At 69.7% G+C, this 15804-nt stretch carries 18 protein-coding genes and 1 tRNA gene; 7 read left to right on the forward strand and 12 right to left on the reverse strand.

Going from position 1 to position 15804, the window contains the following annotated elements; genetic code table 11:
* Window positions 1–528 precede the first annotated feature (528 nt).
* Together I4Q42_RS25605 and I4Q42_RS25610 are read right to left on the reverse strand one after the other, a co-directional pair.
* Window positions 529–1200 carry an energy transducer TonB gene (locus I4Q42_RS25605; protein WP_198578940.1) on the reverse strand — a complete coding sequence of 224 codons (672 nt, stop codon included), beginning with the start codon at window positions 1198–1200 and terminating at the stop codon, window positions 529–531.
* Window positions 1201–1337: 137 nt separating this feature from the next.
* Window positions 1338–2075: a glutathione S-transferase family protein gene (locus tag I4Q42_RS25610; protein ID WP_198578941.1), complete on the reverse strand. Its 738-nt coding sequence runs from the start codon at window positions 2073–2075 to the stop codon at window positions 1338–1340.
* 95 nt (window positions 2076–2170) lie between these two features.
* Here I4Q42_RS25610 and I4Q42_RS25615 point away from each other — a divergent pair, with 95 nt between their 5' ends.
* From I4Q42_RS25615 to I4Q42_RS25630, 4 genes are all read left to right on the forward strand, one after another.
* Window positions 2171–2905 (forward strand): helix-turn-helix transcriptional regulator, encoded by a 735-nt coding sequence (locus tag I4Q42_RS25615; RefSeq protein WP_198578942.1) that lies wholly within the window; start codon window positions 2171–2173, stop codon window positions 2903–2905.
* Window positions 2906–3038: 133 nt separating this feature from the next.
* A complete protein-coding gene (locus tag I4Q42_RS25620) occupies window positions 3039–5363 on the forward strand; it encodes a TonB-dependent receptor (RefSeq protein WP_198578943.1) in 2325 nt (774 codons plus the stop codon).
* Window positions 5360–5923: a hypothetical protein gene (locus tag I4Q42_RS25625; protein ID WP_198578944.1), complete on the forward strand. Its 564-nt coding sequence runs from the start codon at window positions 5360–5362 to the stop codon at window positions 5921–5923. The genes I4Q42_RS25620 and I4Q42_RS25625 overlap by 4 nt, the downstream gene beginning before the upstream one ends.
* Complete coding sequence (locus tag I4Q42_RS25630) at window positions 5923–7419, forward strand: PepSY-associated TM helix domain-containing protein (protein WP_198578945.1); 1497 nt, start codon at window positions 5923–5925, stop codon at window positions 7417–7419. The genes I4Q42_RS25625 and I4Q42_RS25630 overlap by 1 nt, the downstream gene beginning before the upstream one ends.
* A 74-nt stretch (window positions 7420–7493) precedes the next feature.
* Here the strand turns inward: I4Q42_RS25630 and I4Q42_RS25635 are convergent.
* The 10 genes from I4Q42_RS25635 to I4Q42_RS25675 all read right to left on the reverse strand — a co-directional run bounded on the left by I4Q42_RS25635 (window position 7494) and on the right by I4Q42_RS25675 (window position 13347).
* Window positions 7494–7568, reverse strand: a tRNA-Gly gene (locus I4Q42_RS25635).
* Window positions 7569–7648: 80 nt separating this feature from the next.
* Window positions 7649–8539 (reverse strand): TraB/GumN family protein, encoded by an 891-nt coding sequence (locus tag I4Q42_RS25640; RefSeq protein ID WP_198578946.1) that lies wholly within the window; start codon window positions 8537–8539, stop codon window positions 7649–7651.
* 75 nt (window positions 8540–8614) lie between these two features.
* Window positions 8615–9271, reverse strand: coding sequence for a hypothetical protein (locus tag I4Q42_RS25645; RefSeq protein WP_198578947.1), 657 nt, complete (start codon window positions 9269–9271; stop codon window positions 8615–8617).
* A 1-nt stretch (window position 9272) separates the two neighbouring features.
* Window positions 9273–9467, reverse strand: a complete 195-nt coding sequence (locus I4Q42_RS25650; protein ID WP_198578948.1) for a helix-turn-helix transcriptional regulator — start codon at window positions 9465–9467, stop codon at window positions 9273–9275.
* Between the two features lie 7 nt (window positions 9468–9474).
* Window positions 9475–9930 (reverse strand): hypothetical protein, encoded by a 456-nt coding sequence (locus tag I4Q42_RS25655; RefSeq protein ID WP_198578949.1) that lies wholly within the window; start codon window positions 9928–9930, stop codon window positions 9475–9477.
* 82 nt (window positions 9931–10012) lie between these two features.
* Window positions 10013–10279 carry a hypothetical protein gene (locus tag I4Q42_RS25660; protein ID WP_198578950.1) on the reverse strand — a complete coding sequence of 89 codons (267 nt, stop codon included), beginning with the start codon at window positions 10277–10279 and terminating at the stop codon, window positions 10013–10015.
* A gap of 169 nt (window positions 10280–10448) precedes the next feature.
* Window positions 10449–10682, reverse strand: a complete 234-nt coding sequence (locus I4Q42_RS26525) for a hypothetical protein (RefSeq protein ID WP_332873153.1) — start codon at window positions 10680–10682, stop codon at window positions 10449–10451.
* Window positions 10676–11332, reverse strand: coding sequence for a hypothetical protein (locus I4Q42_RS25665; RefSeq protein WP_332873154.1), 657 nt, complete (start codon window positions 11330–11332; stop codon window positions 10676–10678). Before I4Q42_RS25665 ends, I4Q42_RS26525 begins: the two co-directional genes overlap by 7 nt.
* A 27-nt stretch (window positions 11333–11359) precedes the next feature.
* Window positions 11360–12244 carry a TraB/GumN family protein gene (locus tag I4Q42_RS25670; RefSeq protein ID WP_198578951.1) on the reverse strand — a complete coding sequence of 295 codons (885 nt, stop codon included), beginning with the start codon at window positions 12242–12244 and terminating at the stop codon, window positions 11360–11362.
* Window positions 12245–12318: 74 nt separating this feature from the next.
* A complete protein-coding gene (locus tag I4Q42_RS25675; protein WP_198578952.1) occupies window positions 12319–13347 on the reverse strand; it encodes a 2'-deoxycytidine 5'-triphosphate deaminase in 1029 nt (342 codons plus the stop codon).
* 209 nt (window positions 13348–13556) lie between these two features.
* Here I4Q42_RS25675 and metZ point away from each other — a divergent pair, with 209 nt between their 5' ends.
* The 3 genes from metZ (at window position 13557) to I4Q42_RS25690 (ending at window position 15633) form a co-directional block, all read left to right on the forward strand.
* A complete protein-coding gene (metZ, locus tag I4Q42_RS25680) occupies window positions 13557–14741 on the forward strand; it encodes an O-succinylhomoserine sulfhydrylase (RefSeq protein WP_198578953.1) in 1185 nt (394 codons plus the stop codon).
* Complete coding sequence (gene apaG / locus I4Q42_RS25685; RefSeq protein WP_198578954.1) at window positions 14722–15186, forward strand: Co2+/Mg2+ efflux protein ApaG; 465 nt, start codon at window positions 14722–14724, stop codon at window positions 15184–15186. Before metZ ends, apaG begins: the two co-directional genes overlap by 20 nt.
* A 159-nt stretch (window positions 15187–15345) precedes the next feature.
* On the forward strand, window positions 15346–15633 hold the full coding sequence (locus I4Q42_RS25690) for a hypothetical protein (protein ID WP_198578955.1): 288 nt from the start codon (window positions 15346–15348) through the stop codon (window positions 15631–15633).
* Window positions 15634–15804 lie beyond the last annotated feature (171 nt).

Below are 15804 nucleotides of genomic sequence, written 5' to 3' on the forward strand. Positions count from 1 at the left end.
GACCCACTCGTAACATCACGGAACGGCTGGCGGTCCAATCACGCCTTCTGAGCGATCCTGCAAACCCGCCCTTCTCGCAACGCCCCAAGCGGCCCCGCTCGATGCGATCACAGCCGCAACTTGGGCCGGTACCAAGAGCCCTCCCCATGGCTGGGATGGGTTTAGTATGGGGGCGGTTTTGGCGCGTCTGATAAGTTTGGGTGAGAAAGTTGTAGTGCGCTGTTTTGGTGGGACTCTTTTTCGAGTTCGCCGGGGATGGACGCCCGCCAATCCCCGTCCGACCAACCTAAAGCCGCCTTCCTGGGCCTTGTGCCCAGGATCCACGGTTCAGCCGCTCAGACCTTGGCAGGACGGTCGAGGTTTGAGCGGTCGCCAGCATGGGCCCTCGCCACGAGGGCGAGGGAGGCGGGATTTGTTGTGGGGGCCGGGTGAACGGGGGCCGGGTGAAACGACGGACGTTTCGAAAGCTGAAAACGTCCCCCCTCCGGCCCTGCGGGCCACCTCCCCCAAAGGGGGAGGATCTTCTGCCTACCCCTTCACGGCATACGAAATCGGCGTTTCGAAGCGGCGGCGGTTCCAGTCGGAGTCGCGGGGGGCCTTGGGGAACGGGGCGGCGTTGGAGAGCAGGTCCAGGGCGGCGGCGTCGACGGCGTGATCGCCGCTGCTTTCGACGATGCTGGCCCGCGACATCCGGCCGAAGCGGTCGAGGGTGAAGGCCACCACCACCACGCCCTGGGTGCGGCGACGGCGCAGCGCCTCGGGCATGGTCTTGCGGGCCTCGATCCACGACAGCACCAGGGCGGCGTAGGGATCGTGCGACTTGGACGCGTCGCCTCGAACCTGAACCGGCGCACCGCCGCCGGCCGGGGCCGAAGCGGCCGCGGCAACGGCCGCCACGGGCGTCACCGATGAAGAAACCCGGCTCTCGACCGGCTGCGGCGCGACCTGCGCGGCGGCGATCAGCGGCTCGGGCGCGGGGATCGGAACCGGGCGCGGCCGGATCGGCGAAACGCTGCGGACTTCGCGCGGCACCTCTTCGGCCCGCCGTTCGCTCGACGCCGTGGACGGCGAAGGCCGGGGACTGGGCGTCAGGGCCTCGAACAGCGCCGCCTCCATGGCCGGCGGCTCGGTCAGGCCCGGCATGGCGCGGACGAAGCCGAACAGCGCCACGACCACGGCCGCGTGGAGACCCAGGGACACGCCCGTCGCGAGCGCCTTGTCCCCGCCTCGCCCGCCCGTCCGGGGTCGTCCCACGCCGATAGACTCCACGCACTCGATAAGAATGCGTCGCATCTACAGGAGGAAGCGCCCCGCGACAACGTCCGGGCGGCTACGGATCACGCCGCCCAGAGAGTCTCCGAGCGGACTTGCGGCGCGAAGCCCGGATAGAAGGTCGCCAGCATCCGCTCGGCATAGGCCACCAGGTTGCAGAAGCCCTCGGCCCGCTGGCGGATCGGCGAGTCGAAGAACGGCGTCAGGATCTGGGCCAGCATGGCAAAGACGATGGCGTCGACGCTGGTCGGCCGCTCGCCCATCATGAAGGCCTTGTCGCCCAGCAGTTCCGACAGGGCGGTCAGCGACCAGGCGGCCAGCTCGACGATCTCGTCGGGGCCGTGGCGAGCGACGCCGACGGCCTTCAGATTGGCCTCGACCGCGTCGAGCAGGCTCGCCCGCAGCTCGGCCCGCATCGCCTCGGGCGCGCCGTCGAACCACCGGGCCGGCCCCTTCTCGAAATTGTCGAAGTCGAAGAAGCGGAAATAGCAATTGGCCCAGCCCAGCTGGTTCTCGACCATCCGCTCGATCGTCCAGGCCTGGGCGCGCTCGACCCGGGTCAGGCCGGCGTCGAGATCGACGCCGTAGCTGCGTTCGAGATAGGCGCGGATGAAGGTGGAGTCGGCGACCTTGACCCCGTCGTCGTCGATCCACGGCAGCTGGCCCTTGGGCGAGGTCTCCGGACGGGCCGGGACCTTGTCGTAGGCGAGGCCCGCCATCATCAGGTGGATCTCGGTCTTGGTGACGTAGGGGCTTCCCTCGGGCAGGCCGTAGGCCGGGCCGGCGGCGTAGAGCGTGATCATCTCGAGGTCCCTCTCGTGCGCGGTTGCGATGAGGAGAGACTGCCGCCACCCTGCTGCCAGCATGCTGTCAGCAACGATCAGGCACGGTAGACCCCATGAGACGCGCTGAACGCCTATTCCAGATCATCCAGATTCTTCGCCGCAGCCGCGCGCCGGTCACCGCCGACGCCATCGCCGGCGAACTGGAGACCTCCAAGCGCAGCGTCTATCGCGACATCGCCGCCTTGGTCGGTCAGAGGGCGCCCATCCGCGGCGAGGCGGGCGTCGGCTATGTTCTGGAGGCCGGATACGACATGCCGCCCCTGATGCTGACGCCGGACGAGATCGAAGCCGCCGTGCTGGGGGCCCAGTGGGTCGCCGGCCGCGGGGATCCCGCCCTGGCCACCGCCGCCCGCGACCTGATCGCGAAGATCGCCGCCGCCGTGCCCGACAACCTGCGGCCCTATGTGCTGGAGCCGGCCACCCGCGCCCCCGCGCCGTGGAACCCGACGCCCGACAATATCGACATGGCCCAGACCCGGGCCTGGATCCACGCCGGCCGCAAGATCCGCCTGGACTATCGCGACGAGAAGGGCGCGGTCAGCCAGCGGGTCGTCTGGCCGGTGACCGTCGGCTACCTCTCCACCGTGCGGATGCTGATCGCCTGGTGCGAGCTGCGCAGCGACTTTCGCAACTTCCGCACCGACCGGGTGGTGGCCGCGCAGTTCCTCGACGATCGCCACGGCCAACGGCCGGCGGTGCTGCGGGCCCGCTGGCAGCGGCAGATGGAGGCCGAATGGGCGGCCTATGACGCGGCCAAGGCCGCCGCGCCGCCCGCTCTCCCCGGTTAGGCGGAGCCGGCTAAATCAAGGCGCGCGTGATCGGTTCTGCGCGCCTGGCGATTACATTTGCAAATGAGTTTGCATTTGACTCGCAACTAAACGCCGGATAGCTGCGACCCGTTCTTAAGTAACGGGGGATTGCATGAAGTCGCGGTTGATGACGGCGAGCGCCGTGGGCGCGTGGGCCTTGCTGGCGGGCGGCGCCTGGGCGGCCGATGCGCCGATCGCGACGGCCCCGGCCGACGCACCCACCGCCGTCGAAGCCGTGGTCGTCACCGGCGAGAAGACCAACCGCTCGGTGCAGGACACCGTCACCAGCGTGGCCGTGACCACCGCCGCCACGATCGAGCGCGAACAGATCCGCAGCTTCTACGACCTGGTCGCCAAGACGGCGAACATGAGCGAGACCTACGGCAAGAGCGGCTTCACGATCCGGGGCGTGGCCAACAACAACGTCTCGGGCGGCGGCACCAGCGGCCTGGCCACCGTCTATGTCGACGGCGCGGCCATTCCCGAACGCGCCATGTACGGCGGCCCGCTGGACATGTGGGACGTGGGCCAGGTCGAGATCTTCCGCGGTCCGCAATCGACCCTGCAGGGCCGCAACGCCCTGGCCGGCGCGGTGATCATCCGCACCACCGACCCGACCTTCGACTGGAACTTCAATAGCCAGGTCGCCTTCGCCAGCGGCGACGACCGCTCGATCGGCCTGGCCGGCGGCGGCCCGATCGTCGACGACCAGCTGGCGTTCCGGCTGGCCTTCCACGATCGCCAGGCCGACGGCTTCATCTACAACACCGTCCAAAAGCGCGACGACGACGCCGTCGACACCCGCTCCTATCGCGGCAAGCTGCTGCTGACGCCGACAGCTCTCGAAGGCTTCAAGGCGATCGCCACCTACAGCCGCAACGAGAACAGGTCGGGCTATCTCTACACCTACGCCCGCACCGACACGCCGGACTATTACGACCACCGCGTCAGCACGACCGACAGCCCCAACACCAGCGACATCACCACCGACATCGCCAATCTGGAGCTCTCGCAGAGCCTGGGCGACCGCTTCACCCTGTCGGGCGCGCTATCGTGGAGCAAGGTGGATCTGGCCCAGCGCTATGACGTCGACCTGACGCCGGCCCGGCTGTCCTACGGCGGCCAGGACGAGGTGGTGAAGACCACCAGCCAGGAGCTGCGCCTCAACTATGACGGCGAGCGGTTCAAGGGCGTGGTCGGCCTGTACCACGCCAAGCGCGACGCCGACCGCAAGTCGGCCAGCCTGACCAACGTGCCCTTCCCCACCGCCACCCTGGTCAGCGTGCTGACCTCGACCCTGACCGGCGGCGGCGTGCCGCTGGCCACGGCCCAGGCCCAGGCCAACGCCTTCGCGGCCCTCTATGTCGCCGCCCTGCCGGTGATCCCGGTCGACTATTCGTCGGACGCGCCCGAGATCGTCACCACCACCGCCCTGTTCGCCGACGGCAGCTTCGACCTGACGCCGAAGCTCAGCCTGCTGGCCGGCTTCCGCTACGACCACGAGGAAAACGAGCAGGAGTCCAGGCAGACGGCGGTGTTCGCCGGGACCTATCCGACCCCGGCCAGCTTTGGCCCCTATGCGTCGTACGTGGTGCTGGTGAACAACTTCGTGGCCTCGATGGTCGCCCAGGCCGGCGCCTCCTCGCCGGGCGCCACCCGCAAGTTCGACGCCTTCCTGCCCAAGCTGGGCGTCAAATACGCCTGGACCGACGACCTCTCGACCAGCTTCGTGGTGCAGCGCGGCTACCGCTCGGGCGGCTCGACGGTCAACGCCGCCCGCGCCAGCGTCGTGCCTTACGACCAGGAATTCACCTGGAACTACGAGCTTTCGCTGCGCTCCTACTTGCCGCAGTGGGGGCTGACGGCCAACGCCAACGCCTACTATGTCGACTGGACCGACCAGCAGGTGATCGTCAATCTGGGCCTCAACACCTACGACTACCAGGTCGAGAACGCCGGGACCTCGCACCTCTACGGCTTCGAGGTCGAGCTCAACCAACGCCTGTCGTCCAAGGCCAGCTGGTGGGCGTCGCTGGGCCACACCAGGACCAAGTTCGACGAGTTCCGGGTCGGCACGGGATCGGACATCCGCGACCTGTCGGGCTCGGAATTCCCCTACGCCCCGCACTGGACCTTCGCGGTCGGCGGCGACTACCGCTGGGACAACGGCCTGGTGGCCAACCTGAACGCCAACTATCGCGCCAAGGCCTTCACCGAGGCCGGCGGCGAGCAGGACGGGCGGATCGCCGACGCCCGCACCCTGGTCAACGGCCGCTTCGGCTACGAGACGGATCGCTGGGGCGCCAACTGGGGAGCCTACGTGTTCGCCAAGAACCTGCTGAACGAAAAGTACAAGCAATACGGCCGCGACGACGTGCCGGTGGCCCTGCTGGGCGAGCCGCGCATCCTGGGCGTCACGCTGGAGACCCGCTGGTGATCGGGCTGGGTGGACTGGCTCTCGCCCCCATCGCCCTGGGCGGCGCGCTGCTGCTGCGGCGCGCCTGGACCCACGCAGACGCCCGCCGGCCCTGGCTGATCGTCGGCGGCTGGGCGCTGCTGGCCGTGGCGCTGGCCGCCTCCGTGCCAGTGCTGGGCGCGGTGCGCGGTCCGGCGATCCTGCTGGCCCTGGCCTCGACGGTCGCCCTGGCGGTCGTGGCCGCCGGGGTCGAGCTGCGGACGGCCAAGCGCAAGGCGCCGCGCGAGCTGGCCCTGGAGCCGTCCGACCGCCGCCGCATCGCCTGGCGCGGCTGGCTGCGCGGCTTTCTCGCCGGACCGCTCGGCGGCGCGGCCGCCATGGCCGTGGGTCTGGCCGTCGCCGTCTGCTTCCCTGCCGAGGTCAAGACCCGGCTGATCATCGGCGGCATGCTGGTGCCGTTCCTGTGGGCAGGCGGCATGGCCTGGACCCTGTCGGACGACAAGATCCTGCGCGCCCTGGCCGTGCTGGTCGGCGTCACCGTCGCCGGCTTCGGCGCCGTCCTGCTGAAGGGCTCCCTCTGATGCACGCCCCGCAATCCAAGCCCAAACCGGGCAAGCCGATCTGGCCGAAGGTCCCCGCCGGCTTCGTGCGGGCCATGCTGGCCGGCCACTCGGCGCTCGGTCTCGCTTTCGCCGCCCTGATCTATCTCGTCTGCTTCTCGGGCGCGGTGGCGGTGTTCACCAGCGAGTTCACCCGCTGGGAACAGCCGGCCGTTCCGGTGCTGCACAGCGTGACGCCCGCCGCCGTCGGCGCGGCCTTCGAGGAGACCCTGGCCAAGAACCCCAAGGCCCACGACCTGTTCATCCGCATGCCCGAGCCCGCCTATCCGCGCCTGTCGGTGCACGGCGACGACGCCAAGGGGGCCGAGCACACCTGGTTCGCCGACGCCTCGGGCAAGCTGGTCGCCGAACAGCGCACGCCGTGGACGCAGTTCCAGGCCGCCCTGCACACCGTGCTGCACCTGCCGTCGAGCTGGGGCTTCTTCGTCGTCGGCCTGACGGGCGTGGCGCTGCTGTCCTCGCTGGTGTCGGGCGTGCTGTCGCATCCGCGCGTGTTCAAGGACGCCTTTGCGTTTCGCTGGGGCGGCTCCAAGCGCCTGCAGGAGGCCGATCTGCACAACCGCATCTCGGTCTGGGGCCTGCCCTTCCACGTGGTGGTGTCGCTGACCGGCGCGTTCCTGGGCCTTAGCGTCCTGATCGTCGGGGTGCTGGCCCTGGTGGTGTTCGACGGCAATCGCGAGAAGGTCTTCGCCCTGTTCAGCGGTCCGCCCGTGGCCGACGATCCGCGCCCGGCCCCGGTGATCGACGTCGCCAAGGGCCTGGCCGTGCTGCAGGCCCAGAACCCCAAGGCCGGCTTCAACTACATCTTCGTCGAGCATCCCGGCGAGGCCGGCCAGCACATGAGCGTCAACCGCGTCACGCCCGGCCGGCTGTCGCGCGGCGAGACCATGATCGTCGACGGAAACGCCAAGGTGCTGGGCGCGGCCGGCTTCGAGGGCGGCAACCTGGGCATGGCCATCTATTCCAGCCTGACGCCGCTGCACTTCGGCTGGTTCGGCGGCTGGCCGGTCAAGGTCGCCTATTTCCTGCTGGGCCTGGGCCTGACGGCGGTGACCGCCAGCGGCGTGGCCATCTGGCTGGCCCGTCGGCGCGACAAGGGCCGCCCCGCCCCGCGTTGGGAGCGGGTCTGGGTCGCCTTCTGCTGGAGCCAGCCGCTGGCCTACGGCGTGTCGGCCATCGTCGCCCTGCTGGCCACGGGCCTGCCGCCGGTCGCCGTCTGGGGCGGCGTCACCCTGCTGGCCGCCGCCAGCGCCTTCCTGTGGACGCCGGCGGTGATCTCGGTTCGCCTGCGCTCGGCCTCGGCGGTCAGCCTGGCCCTGGTGGCGCTGGTGCACCTGGGCCTGAACACCGGCAAGGCCGTGGATCCGGTCGCCTGGATCCTCGACGCGTCGCTGGTTCTGGGCGCGGTGCTGCTGGCGGCGTCGGTCTGGGCGACGAAGAAGTCGGCTGCGGCCTGAGCCAAGCCGATCCCCGAAACGACGAAGGCCCGCCGGAGACGGCGGGCCTTTTTCGTAGGCGCTCGAAGAAAGCTTGGAGCGGGCGGGGGGAATCGAACCCCCGACATTCAGCTTGGGAAGCTGACGTTCTACCTCTGAACTACGCCCGCACGGGTCGCGAGCGACCGTGGAAGGGCTGCTTAGCCGGTCTTCCCCTGTCGCTCAAGCCGTGAAACGGCCTCGCCGCGCCCTACTGAATCCGCTCGGCCTTGATCCCGAGCTTGGCCAGCTCGGCCTGGACGCTGTCGGGGCCCACCAAGTGACCAGCGCCGACGGCGACGAAGCTGACGCCCTTGCCGGCCAACTTGGTCTTCAACTCGCCGGCCCAGGTGGTGTTGCGGGCGACGATCAGCCGGTTGTAGAGCGGCGGATACTTTTCGCGCATCTCGGTGACGAACTCGCCTTCCAGCGCCTTGAGGTCGCCACTGGCCCAGGCGGTGACCAGGCTGTCGAGCTTGGCCGGCCCTTCGTCCACCTCCGCCAGGGTCGATTCCAGCAGGTCCACCTCGTCCTTGGCCGGCAGGTCGGCGAAGAAGCGCAGCTGCTGCTCGGCGGTTTCGAGGCTGGCCAGGGGTTTGCCGGCGGCCTTGGCCTCGGCGGTCAGCACCTGCTCGACGCCCTTCTGGGGATCGAAGCCGGCTTTGAGCATCGGCGCCAGCGCCAGGGTGACCGAGGCCATCCACGGGCGCATGGAGTCGAAGACCGGCTCGGGCAGGCCCATGCCCTGGGCATAGCCCTTGGCCTTGTCCCAGTCGGCGGGCGACAGCTTCTTCGACAGCGGCGTGGTGCGGTCGATGCCGTACTGGATCATCAGCGGCTGCATGACGGCCGGATCGTCGGCGCCGACCACTTCGGTGACCAGTTCCGCGGAGGCCTTGAACGCCCCGTCCAGCTTCGGCGTGCGCCACTGGGTCTGGGGTCGCAGCACGTGGACCGTGCCGAACAGGTAGATCGTCGAGTCCTTGTCCTTGACGACCCACAGGGCGGGATCGGCCAGGGACGGCGTCGCCGCGCCGAGCGCCAGGACGGAGACGAGGCCGACGATCGTGCGGCGAACGGCTTTGACGGACGACTTGAACATGCAGGCTCCCAAGAATGGATCGGCGTTCGGAAATTCGGCCCGGCGCTTCGGGCAAGTCGCGAGAGAGAGAGGCGGCTATTCGACCAGGCCGCGTCGCCAGCCCACCAGCACGGAGATCACAAGATAACCGATCATGGTGACGTTGAAGGCGTCCCACAGCGTCATGGCCGGCAGCAGGGCCAGCTTCTCGCCGGCGGCCCACAGGAACAGCAGCCCTTGGAGCAGTACGAACGAGACGGCGGCGGTCTCGGCCATGACGCGGCGCATGAGTTCGTCGCAGCGCATCCAGAGGCCGATATTGCCGACGGTCTGCAGCAGGAACAGGGCGATCAGACCGGTCATCACCGCCGAGGCCAGCAGCGGCGACAGCGGATTGAACAGGGCCACGGCGAGCGGCGGCGCGGCCAGCATGACGCCCGCCAGCAGCATCACCCCGCCCTGCCCGACATAGAAGCGCACCTGGTCGGGCGTGGCGGCGCGACCGGCCTCGCCGTTGATCCGCTTGCCCAGCGCCATGCGATTGGCGGCCGTGGCCATGACGATCAGGCCAGACAGGACCAGCACCGACGCCAGCACCAAAGTCAGAGCGTCGGACGGCGGCAGGTGGATCGTCCACGCGCCGCGCTTCATCCAGTGGCCCAGGCCGTAGCCGACCGGCGCGGCGACGGCCGCGAAGATCAGGATGCGGAGAAGGCGCGGCGAGACTTTCGAAGGCTGCGGCTCGGCATTCATGTCAGGCCTCGTCCTGGAAGATGGCTTCGATGGGCTGTTCGAACAGGCGGGCGATCCGGAAGGCCAGCGGCAGGCTGGGATCATACTTGCCGGTCTCGAGCGCGTTGACGGTCTGGCGCGAGACGTCGAGGCGCTGGGCGAGGTCGGCCTGGCTCCAGTCGCGCTCGGCGCGTAGCACCTTGAGGCGGTTTTTCATCGGAGGGTCAGCGCCGCGCCAGCCACCAGGCGGCCCAGAACAGGCCGTAGCCGAGGATCAGAAGTCCGCCCAGAACCCCCATGCCCGCCACCAGCGCGTGGGCCGGCGACAGGGCGCCGTCCAGCGAGGCGTTCACCTCGCGCGGGAAGAAGGTGATCAGGATGCAGGCCACGCCGCCGATGCAGAGGCCGGTGGAGCCGCCCCAGTACCACGACCACTTGTGGGCTTCGCGCGTCGCCTCGTCGGCCGCCAGCCACCAGCGCGCGCCCAGCCAAAGGGTCGCGGCCATGACCGCGCTCATCACCACCGCGACGATCAGGGCGAGCACGGGAACGGAAAGGCTGGCGGACTGGCGCTGGGCGACCACCAGGCCGGCCCCGACCACCCCGCCGACGGCGGCGATGACCAGGCTTCCGGCCACGAACGCAAACAGGCGCCGATGCGCGAGGCTCATACCCGACATGCCAAGGTCCCCCGTCAAAATGACAAGGGTATTTGACATATCAATCCGGCTCCATGTCAAGGACCCTGGACAAAAATCGCGTTTAAGCCGCGTCGCGCTCCCCACGCCAGTGGAGGGGCATCGGCGGGGTGACCCCCAGGGCCTTGGCCAGCCAGTGGGCCTTGGGGTCGGCGTTGAGCAGCCAGCCATATTGCGAGAAGCGGTCGCCGTAGTCGTCCCAGCGGATCACCCGGCCCTCGGCGTCGCAGCGCCAGACGGCCTTGTCGCAACCGGGGATGCGCTCGGCCCGCTCCCAGGCGGAGACGCGCTGGCTGTGGGTCGAGAACGGGCCGGAAAAGAGGCGGTTCATGACGCTGGGGCTCCTGTCGACGCGGGCGGGCACGAGATCGAATCTGCGTGTAACCGCAACAATCAGACACTAGCACTTGATGATAGCCAGCGTGACAGACACCACATGTAGTGCGACGCCGTGTCGCGCGACAGCTTGAGCACGACGCTCAGCTTGCGTTTTTCGCGACTCAGGACGGCGTAAGCGCTCGCCGGTCGCGGCCCAGCGGAACGTGCAGATCGGTCCGCCCGGGCAGGTCTTGCGCGCACCAGGCGGTGAGGCGCTCATAGTGGTCGAGGAAGCGCTCTAGGGCGGCCGAATCGAGGCCGCCGCGCCGGCCTTCGGCGGCCAGGCGGGCTTGCAGCTTGGCCTCCTGCTCGCGTCGCCAGGCCCGCACCGTGGCGAAATCGGGCGCCGTCAGCACCGCCAGCCAGTCGAGCCGGGCGAAGAGGTCGCGATAGGGACCGGCCAGAGCGGCGTCGATGAAGCCGCGCCAGGCGCCGTCCGGGTCCTCGTCGCGCTCCAAGGCGTTGGCGGCGCAGCCAGGGCCGCCGGCCCCTGCGGCCGCGCGCCCAGGCACCAGCCTTCCAGCAGCACCACGTCGGCGGGACCGTCGAACAGCGGCCAGGCTTCACGCGGGGCGCGGTCGTCGGACGCCTTGTCGAAGCGCGGCAGGGCCGTGCGCCCCGCCCCGGCCAGGCCGTCCAGCGTCGAGAGCCCCAGCGCCACGTCGTGCGTGCCCGGCGGGCCGCGGGTGGCCAGCAGCGGGTGGACGTCGGCGGCCAAGGCCTGGCGCTCGGCGCGGGTCAGGTAGAGGTCGTCCAGCGACAGGGTCGCAACGCTCAGCCCCTGGTCCGCCAGCAGCCGCGCGACCACCGCCACCAGGGTGGACTTGCCCGCGCCCTGGGGTCCCGAGAGACCCGCCACGAAGCCCGGTCGGCCATGCGCCCGCGCCGCCTCGACCAGCCGCTCGGCCAACGGTCTATGCAGGATGTGGAAGGCCTCGGCGAAGGCCGCGTCCAGGCGCTCGGCCTGCATGAAGTCGGACAGCCAGGAGGGGTCGGGCGCGCTCATGCCCCGACCATGCACCGCTTCGCGGCCTTACTGCACCCGCCGCACGCGATAGCCGCGCGCCTTCATCAGGGCCGGCAGGCCGTCGGGACCGGCCATGTGCAAGGCCCCGACCGTGACCAGTTCGACGCCTGAGCCGGCCATCTCGCGATCCAGAACCTCCGCCCAGGCCAGGTTGCGGCGCTTGAGCAGGGCCTCGTACAGTTCGGGACGGTCGCGGCGCATGCCCTCGACCAGGATCGCGCCCAGGCGGTCGACATCGCCCTTCAGCCAGGCTTTCTGTAGGTCCACGCCCCAGCGCGGCGGCGAGACCTGCTCGGCGGCGACGTCGTCGAGATACTGCACCTCGACCGCCTCGGGCAGGTCGGCGAACAGCCGCAGCTGCTGCTCGAAGCTCTCGAAGGACAGGATCGGTTTCTCGGCCTTCACGGCCTGGCGGGTGACGGCCGCGTCGGCGCCGCTGGCCACCGAGCCGCCGGCTTCCGTCATCGGCAGGACGGACAGCATCATCGCCGCCGCCCAGGGCCGCAGGTGATCGACGCGGTCGAGGCTGGCGCCGCGCTGGTCGAGAGCCGCGCGCAGGCTGGCCACGGTGCGCGGCGGCAGCTTCTCAGTGAGGGAGCGGCTGGCGTCGACGCCGTAGCGATCGACCAGGGCCTTCACGGCGACGGGGTCGGCGTCGACGCGGGTCTCGAACCACAGCTTGCCGGCCTGGGCGTAGGCGCGGTCGAAGGCCGGGGTGCGCCAGCGGAGGTCGGGCGACAGCACGTGCATCGAGCCGAACAGATAGATGCGGGAGTCGCCGTCGCTGACTTCCCACATGGCCGGAGCGGCATGGGCGACGCCAGACAGCCCCACGACCGCCGTCATGACCGCCAGCAGGCGTCGAACGCCTCTCACCCAAGCTGAAACCATCGCTTCCCCCGACAGGAATACGAGACCAGCCTAGGGTGATGCGGGTTAACCGCGCGAGCGCGAAGCGCCGCGGCCTAACGCCACGGCTTGAAGTGCTTGGAAAGCTTCAGCCCCTGCCTCTGATAGTGCGATCCGCCCTCGCCATAGAGGCGGGCCGGACGGGCGGTCAGGGGCTCGTAGACCAGCCGGGCGACGGTCTGGCCGTCCTCCAGCAGGAACGGGGTCTCGTGGCTGCGCACCTCGAGCACGCCCTTGGAGCCGACGGCCCCGGCCTCCTCGGTGCCGAAGCCCGGGTCGAAGAAGCCGGCGTAGTGGACGCGGAATTCGCCGACCGACGGGTCGATCGGGGTCATCTCGGCCGCTTCCATGACCGGGATCTCGACGTCGTCCTTCGAGGCCAGGATGTAGAACTCGCCCGGATCGAGCAGCAGCTCGCCGTGGCGGGTCTCCAGCGGCTCCCAGAAGTCGCGCGGGTCGTGGCCGTCCTCGCGGTCGAGGTCGATGACGCCGGCGTGGCGACGGCCGCGGAAGCCGACGATGCCGGTGTCGCCCGGCGTCAGGTCGACGCCGACGCTGCGGATGGCCAGCTTGGCCGGATCGCCGCGCTTCAGGCGCAGCTGGTTCAGGCGCGTGCCGGCCCGGACCAGCACCGAGAAGGTCTGGGGCGCGATCTCGATATAGAGCGGCCCCTCATAACCGGCCTCGATATCGTCGAAGGCCTTGGAGTGGTCGCTGAGCAGGCGCACGAAGACGTCGACCCGGCCCGTGGAGCTCTTGGGATTGCCGCGCGCGGCGACATTGGCCGGCAGGGCCAGGCGCTCCTGCACCTCGGCGATGTAGACGCAGCCCTTCTCCAGAACCGCGCCCTTCGACAGGTCGAGCTCGTGCATGGCCACGTCCTTGAGGCGGTCGGGCACGCGACGGGCGACGCCGGGCAGGAACGAGGCCCGCACGCGCCAGCAGCGCACGCCCAGCCGCAGGTCGAGGCTGGCGGGCTGCACCTGGTCGTGGTCGAACGGCGTCTGCGAGGTGATCGCCTCTTGGGCGATCAGGTCCTCGATGGTCTGGCAGGGCAGAATCCCCGCGGCGTGGGCGTCGGTCATCGGCCGCACACTCTCTAAAGCGGCGCCGCGAGGCAAGGGCGCTATGGGCGAGGCCGCGAGAATCTGGACGGCGTCAGGCGACCTGCGCCGCCCCAACGCTCGCCTGGCGCGCTCGGACCGTGACGAAGCGGTGAAAGATCGCCTATACCGTCGGCGATTGCGCCCATCGAAGCTGAGGGCGCGGGCCTAAATGTCATCGGGAGTATCGCGTGTCCGAAGATCCTAAGAACTGGGACGCCGCCACCAAGCTGATCCGCGGGGGTCTGGCGCGTTCGCCGTTCATGGAGACCGCCGAGGCGCTCTACCTGACCCAGGGCTTCACCTATGACAGCGCCGAGGGCGCCGATCGCCGGTTCTCGGGCGAGGAGCCCGGCTTCGTCTATTCGCGGTTCAACAACCCGACCGTGAAGATGTTCGAGGACCGCCTGGCCCTGCTGGAAGGCGCCGAGGTCTGCCGCGCCACCGCCACCGGCATGGCCGCCGTCCACTCCTCGCTGATGGGCCTGGTGCGGGCCGGCGACCACGTGGTGGCCGGCAACGCCCTGTTCGGTTCGTGCCGCTGGCTGGTGGCCGAGTGGCTGCCGCGCTTCGGCGTCGACACCACCTTCGTCGACGCCACCGACGTCAAGGCCTGGGAAGCGGCGATGCGCCCCAACACCAAGGCCGTGCTGATCGAGACGCCCTCGAACCCGGTGCTGGCGATCACCGACATCCGCGCAGTGTCGGAGCTGGCCCACGCCGTCGGCGCCAAGGTCATCGTCGACAACGTCTTCGCCACCCCGATCTTCCAGCAGCCGCTGGAGCTGGGCGCCGACGTCGTCGTCTATTCGGCCACCAAGCACATCGACGGCCAGGGCCGGGTGCTGGGCGGGGCGATCCTGACCACCGAGGCGATCAACGAGGAATTCTACCGCGACAGCATGCGCCACACCGGCCCGTCGCTGTCGCCGTTCAACGCCTGGGTGATGCTGAAGGGCCTGGAGACCCTGGACCTGCGCGTGCGCCGCCAGACCGACAGCGCCCTGGCCCTGGCCAACACCATGGCCGAGCACAAGAAGGTGCAGCAGGTGCTGTACCCCTTCCGCGCCGACCACCCGGGCTACGACGTGGCCAAGCAGCAGATGAGCGGCGGCGGCACGGTGATCGCGCTGGACCTCGGCTCGCGCGAGGCGGCCTTCAAGTTCCTGAACGCGCTGGAGATCGTCGACATCTCCAACAATCTGGGCGACGCCAAGTCGATGGCCACCCACCCGCCGACCACCACGCACCGCTCGGTGCCCGAGGAAATGCGCCCGCTGCTGGGCGTCACCGAAGGCGGCGTGCGCCTGTCGGTGGGCCTCGAAAGCCTCGGCGACCTGACCCGGGACGTGATCCGTGCGCTCGACCAGGCGTGAGTCCAGCCCGCCCCTGAAGCGGATCCGTCGACGCCGCGGCGCCGACACCGGCATCTACGAGGCCCGCACGCGCGACATCGTCGTGCGGGTCGCCCCCAGCTACCTGCCCGAGGAATCCTCGCCCGAGCAGGGTCTCTACCTGTGGGCTTACACCGTCGAGATCGAGAACCACGGCGTCGAGACCGTGCACCTGGTGGCGCGCTGGTGGCGGGTCACCGACGCCATGAACCGCAGCAACGAGGTCGAGGGCTCGGGCGTGGTCGGTGAGCAGCCGGAGCTGCGGCCGCGCGAGGCCTTCCGCTACGTCTCCAACTGCCCGCTGCCGACGCCGTCGGGCACGATGGTCGGCCGCTACCAGATGGTCACCGAGGCCGGCGAGGCCTTCGATGCTCAGATCCCTGAGTTTTCGCTGCATCTGCCGGGGGCCGCGCGCCGGGCGAATTAAGGGAAAGTGTGGGCGGTTTCGGCGCCCGCCACGCTCGACGCTTCGAGGCGCGGCCACAGGTCGCAACCCTCGCCTGACTAGAGTCGTTGCCAAGTAACCACGTTATGCGTTTACTTCCTGTCAGCGGCGTCAGACCGCGAGACATAGGGAGGTTGCGGCGTGGCGGATTACGAGCTCACCCTCATCAACCAGAGCAGCGACGTCCAGAATTCGACGGTCGTGGTGTTCCCCAAGGCGCAGGCGCGCCCCGTCAGCCTGGCGCGGACGATCCCGCCGGGCGGGTCGTCAAAGATCCATCTCAACAATGTCGAGCCGGACGCCCAGGCCTATCTGGTGCTCGGCGAACGGCTGCGGCTGGACGGCGGCTCGCCGCCGGACGGCTCGGTGCGGCTGGATCTGGACCTGACGCATGAGTACGTCATCGGGAAGAGCGAAGGGCGACACTAGGCGCCGCTAGCCCCTACTCCTCCCCCGAGAAACGGGGGAGGTGGCGCGCTGCGGATACGCAGCGTGACGGAGGGGGCGAGTTCAAGCTCGGCGCCCCGTCACGGGGGCGCCCCCCCCGGGCGCGGGCGCCCCCCCCCCCCGCCGCGCGGGGGCCTCGGGGTAAGAGCGCGG

The organism is Caulobacter hibisci, assembly GCF_016135805.1.
In the GTDB taxonomy this organism is placed as follows: Bacteria; Pseudomonadota; Alphaproteobacteria; order Caulobacterales; family Caulobacteraceae; genus Caulobacter; species Caulobacter hibisci.

Bases quoted from the DNA above. Each gene is read 5' to 3' on its own strand.
- I4Q42_RS25640 (WP_198578946.1), bottom strand. From the start codon at position 8,539: ATGTTCAAGTCGTCCGTCAAAGCCGTTCGCCGCACGATCGTCGGCCTC.
- I4Q42_RS25645 (WP_198578947.1), bottom strand. From the start codon at position 9,271: ATGAATGCCGAGCCGCAGCCTTCGAAAGTCTCGCCGCGCCTTCTCCGC.
- I4Q42_RS25630 (WP_198578945.1), top strand. From the start codon at position 5,923: ATGCACGCCCCGCAATCCAAGCCCAAACCGGGCAAGCCGATCTGGCCG.
- I4Q42_RS25650 (WP_198578948.1), bottom strand. From the start codon at position 9,467: ATGAAAAACCGCCTCAAGGTGCTACGCGCCGAGCGCGACTGGAGCCAG.
- I4Q42_RS25675 (WP_198578952.1), bottom strand. From the start codon at position 13,347: ATGACCGACGCCCACGCCGCGGGGATTCTGCCCTGCCAGACCATCGAG.
- I4Q42_RS25615 (WP_198578942.1), top strand. From the start codon at position 2,171: ATGAGACGCGCTGAACGCCTATTCCAGATCATCCAGATTCTTCGCCGC.
- I4Q42_RS25620 (WP_198578943.1), top strand. From the start codon at position 3,039: ATGAAGTCGCGGTTGATGACGGCGAGCGCCGTGGGCGCGTGGGCCTTG.
- I4Q42_RS25665 (WP_332873154.1), bottom strand. From the start codon at position 11,332: ATGAGCGCGCCCGACCCCTCCTGGCTGTCCGACTTCATGCAGGCCGAG.
- I4Q42_RS25670 (WP_198578951.1), bottom strand. From the start codon at position 12,244: ATGGTTTCAGCTTGGGTGAGAGGCGTTCGACGCCTGCTGGCGGTCATG.
- I4Q42_RS25655 (WP_198578949.1), bottom strand. From the start codon at position 9,930: ATGTCGGGTATGAGCCTCGCGCATCGGCGCCTGTTTGCGTTCGTGGCC.
- I4Q42_RS25660 (WP_198578950.1), bottom strand. From the start codon at position 10,279: ATGAACCGCCTCTTTTCCGGCCCGTTCTCGACCCACAGCCAGCGCGTC.
- I4Q42_RS25610 (WP_198578941.1), bottom strand. From the start codon at position 2,075: ATGATCACGCTCTACGCCGCCGGCCCGGCCTACGGCCTGCCCGAGGGA.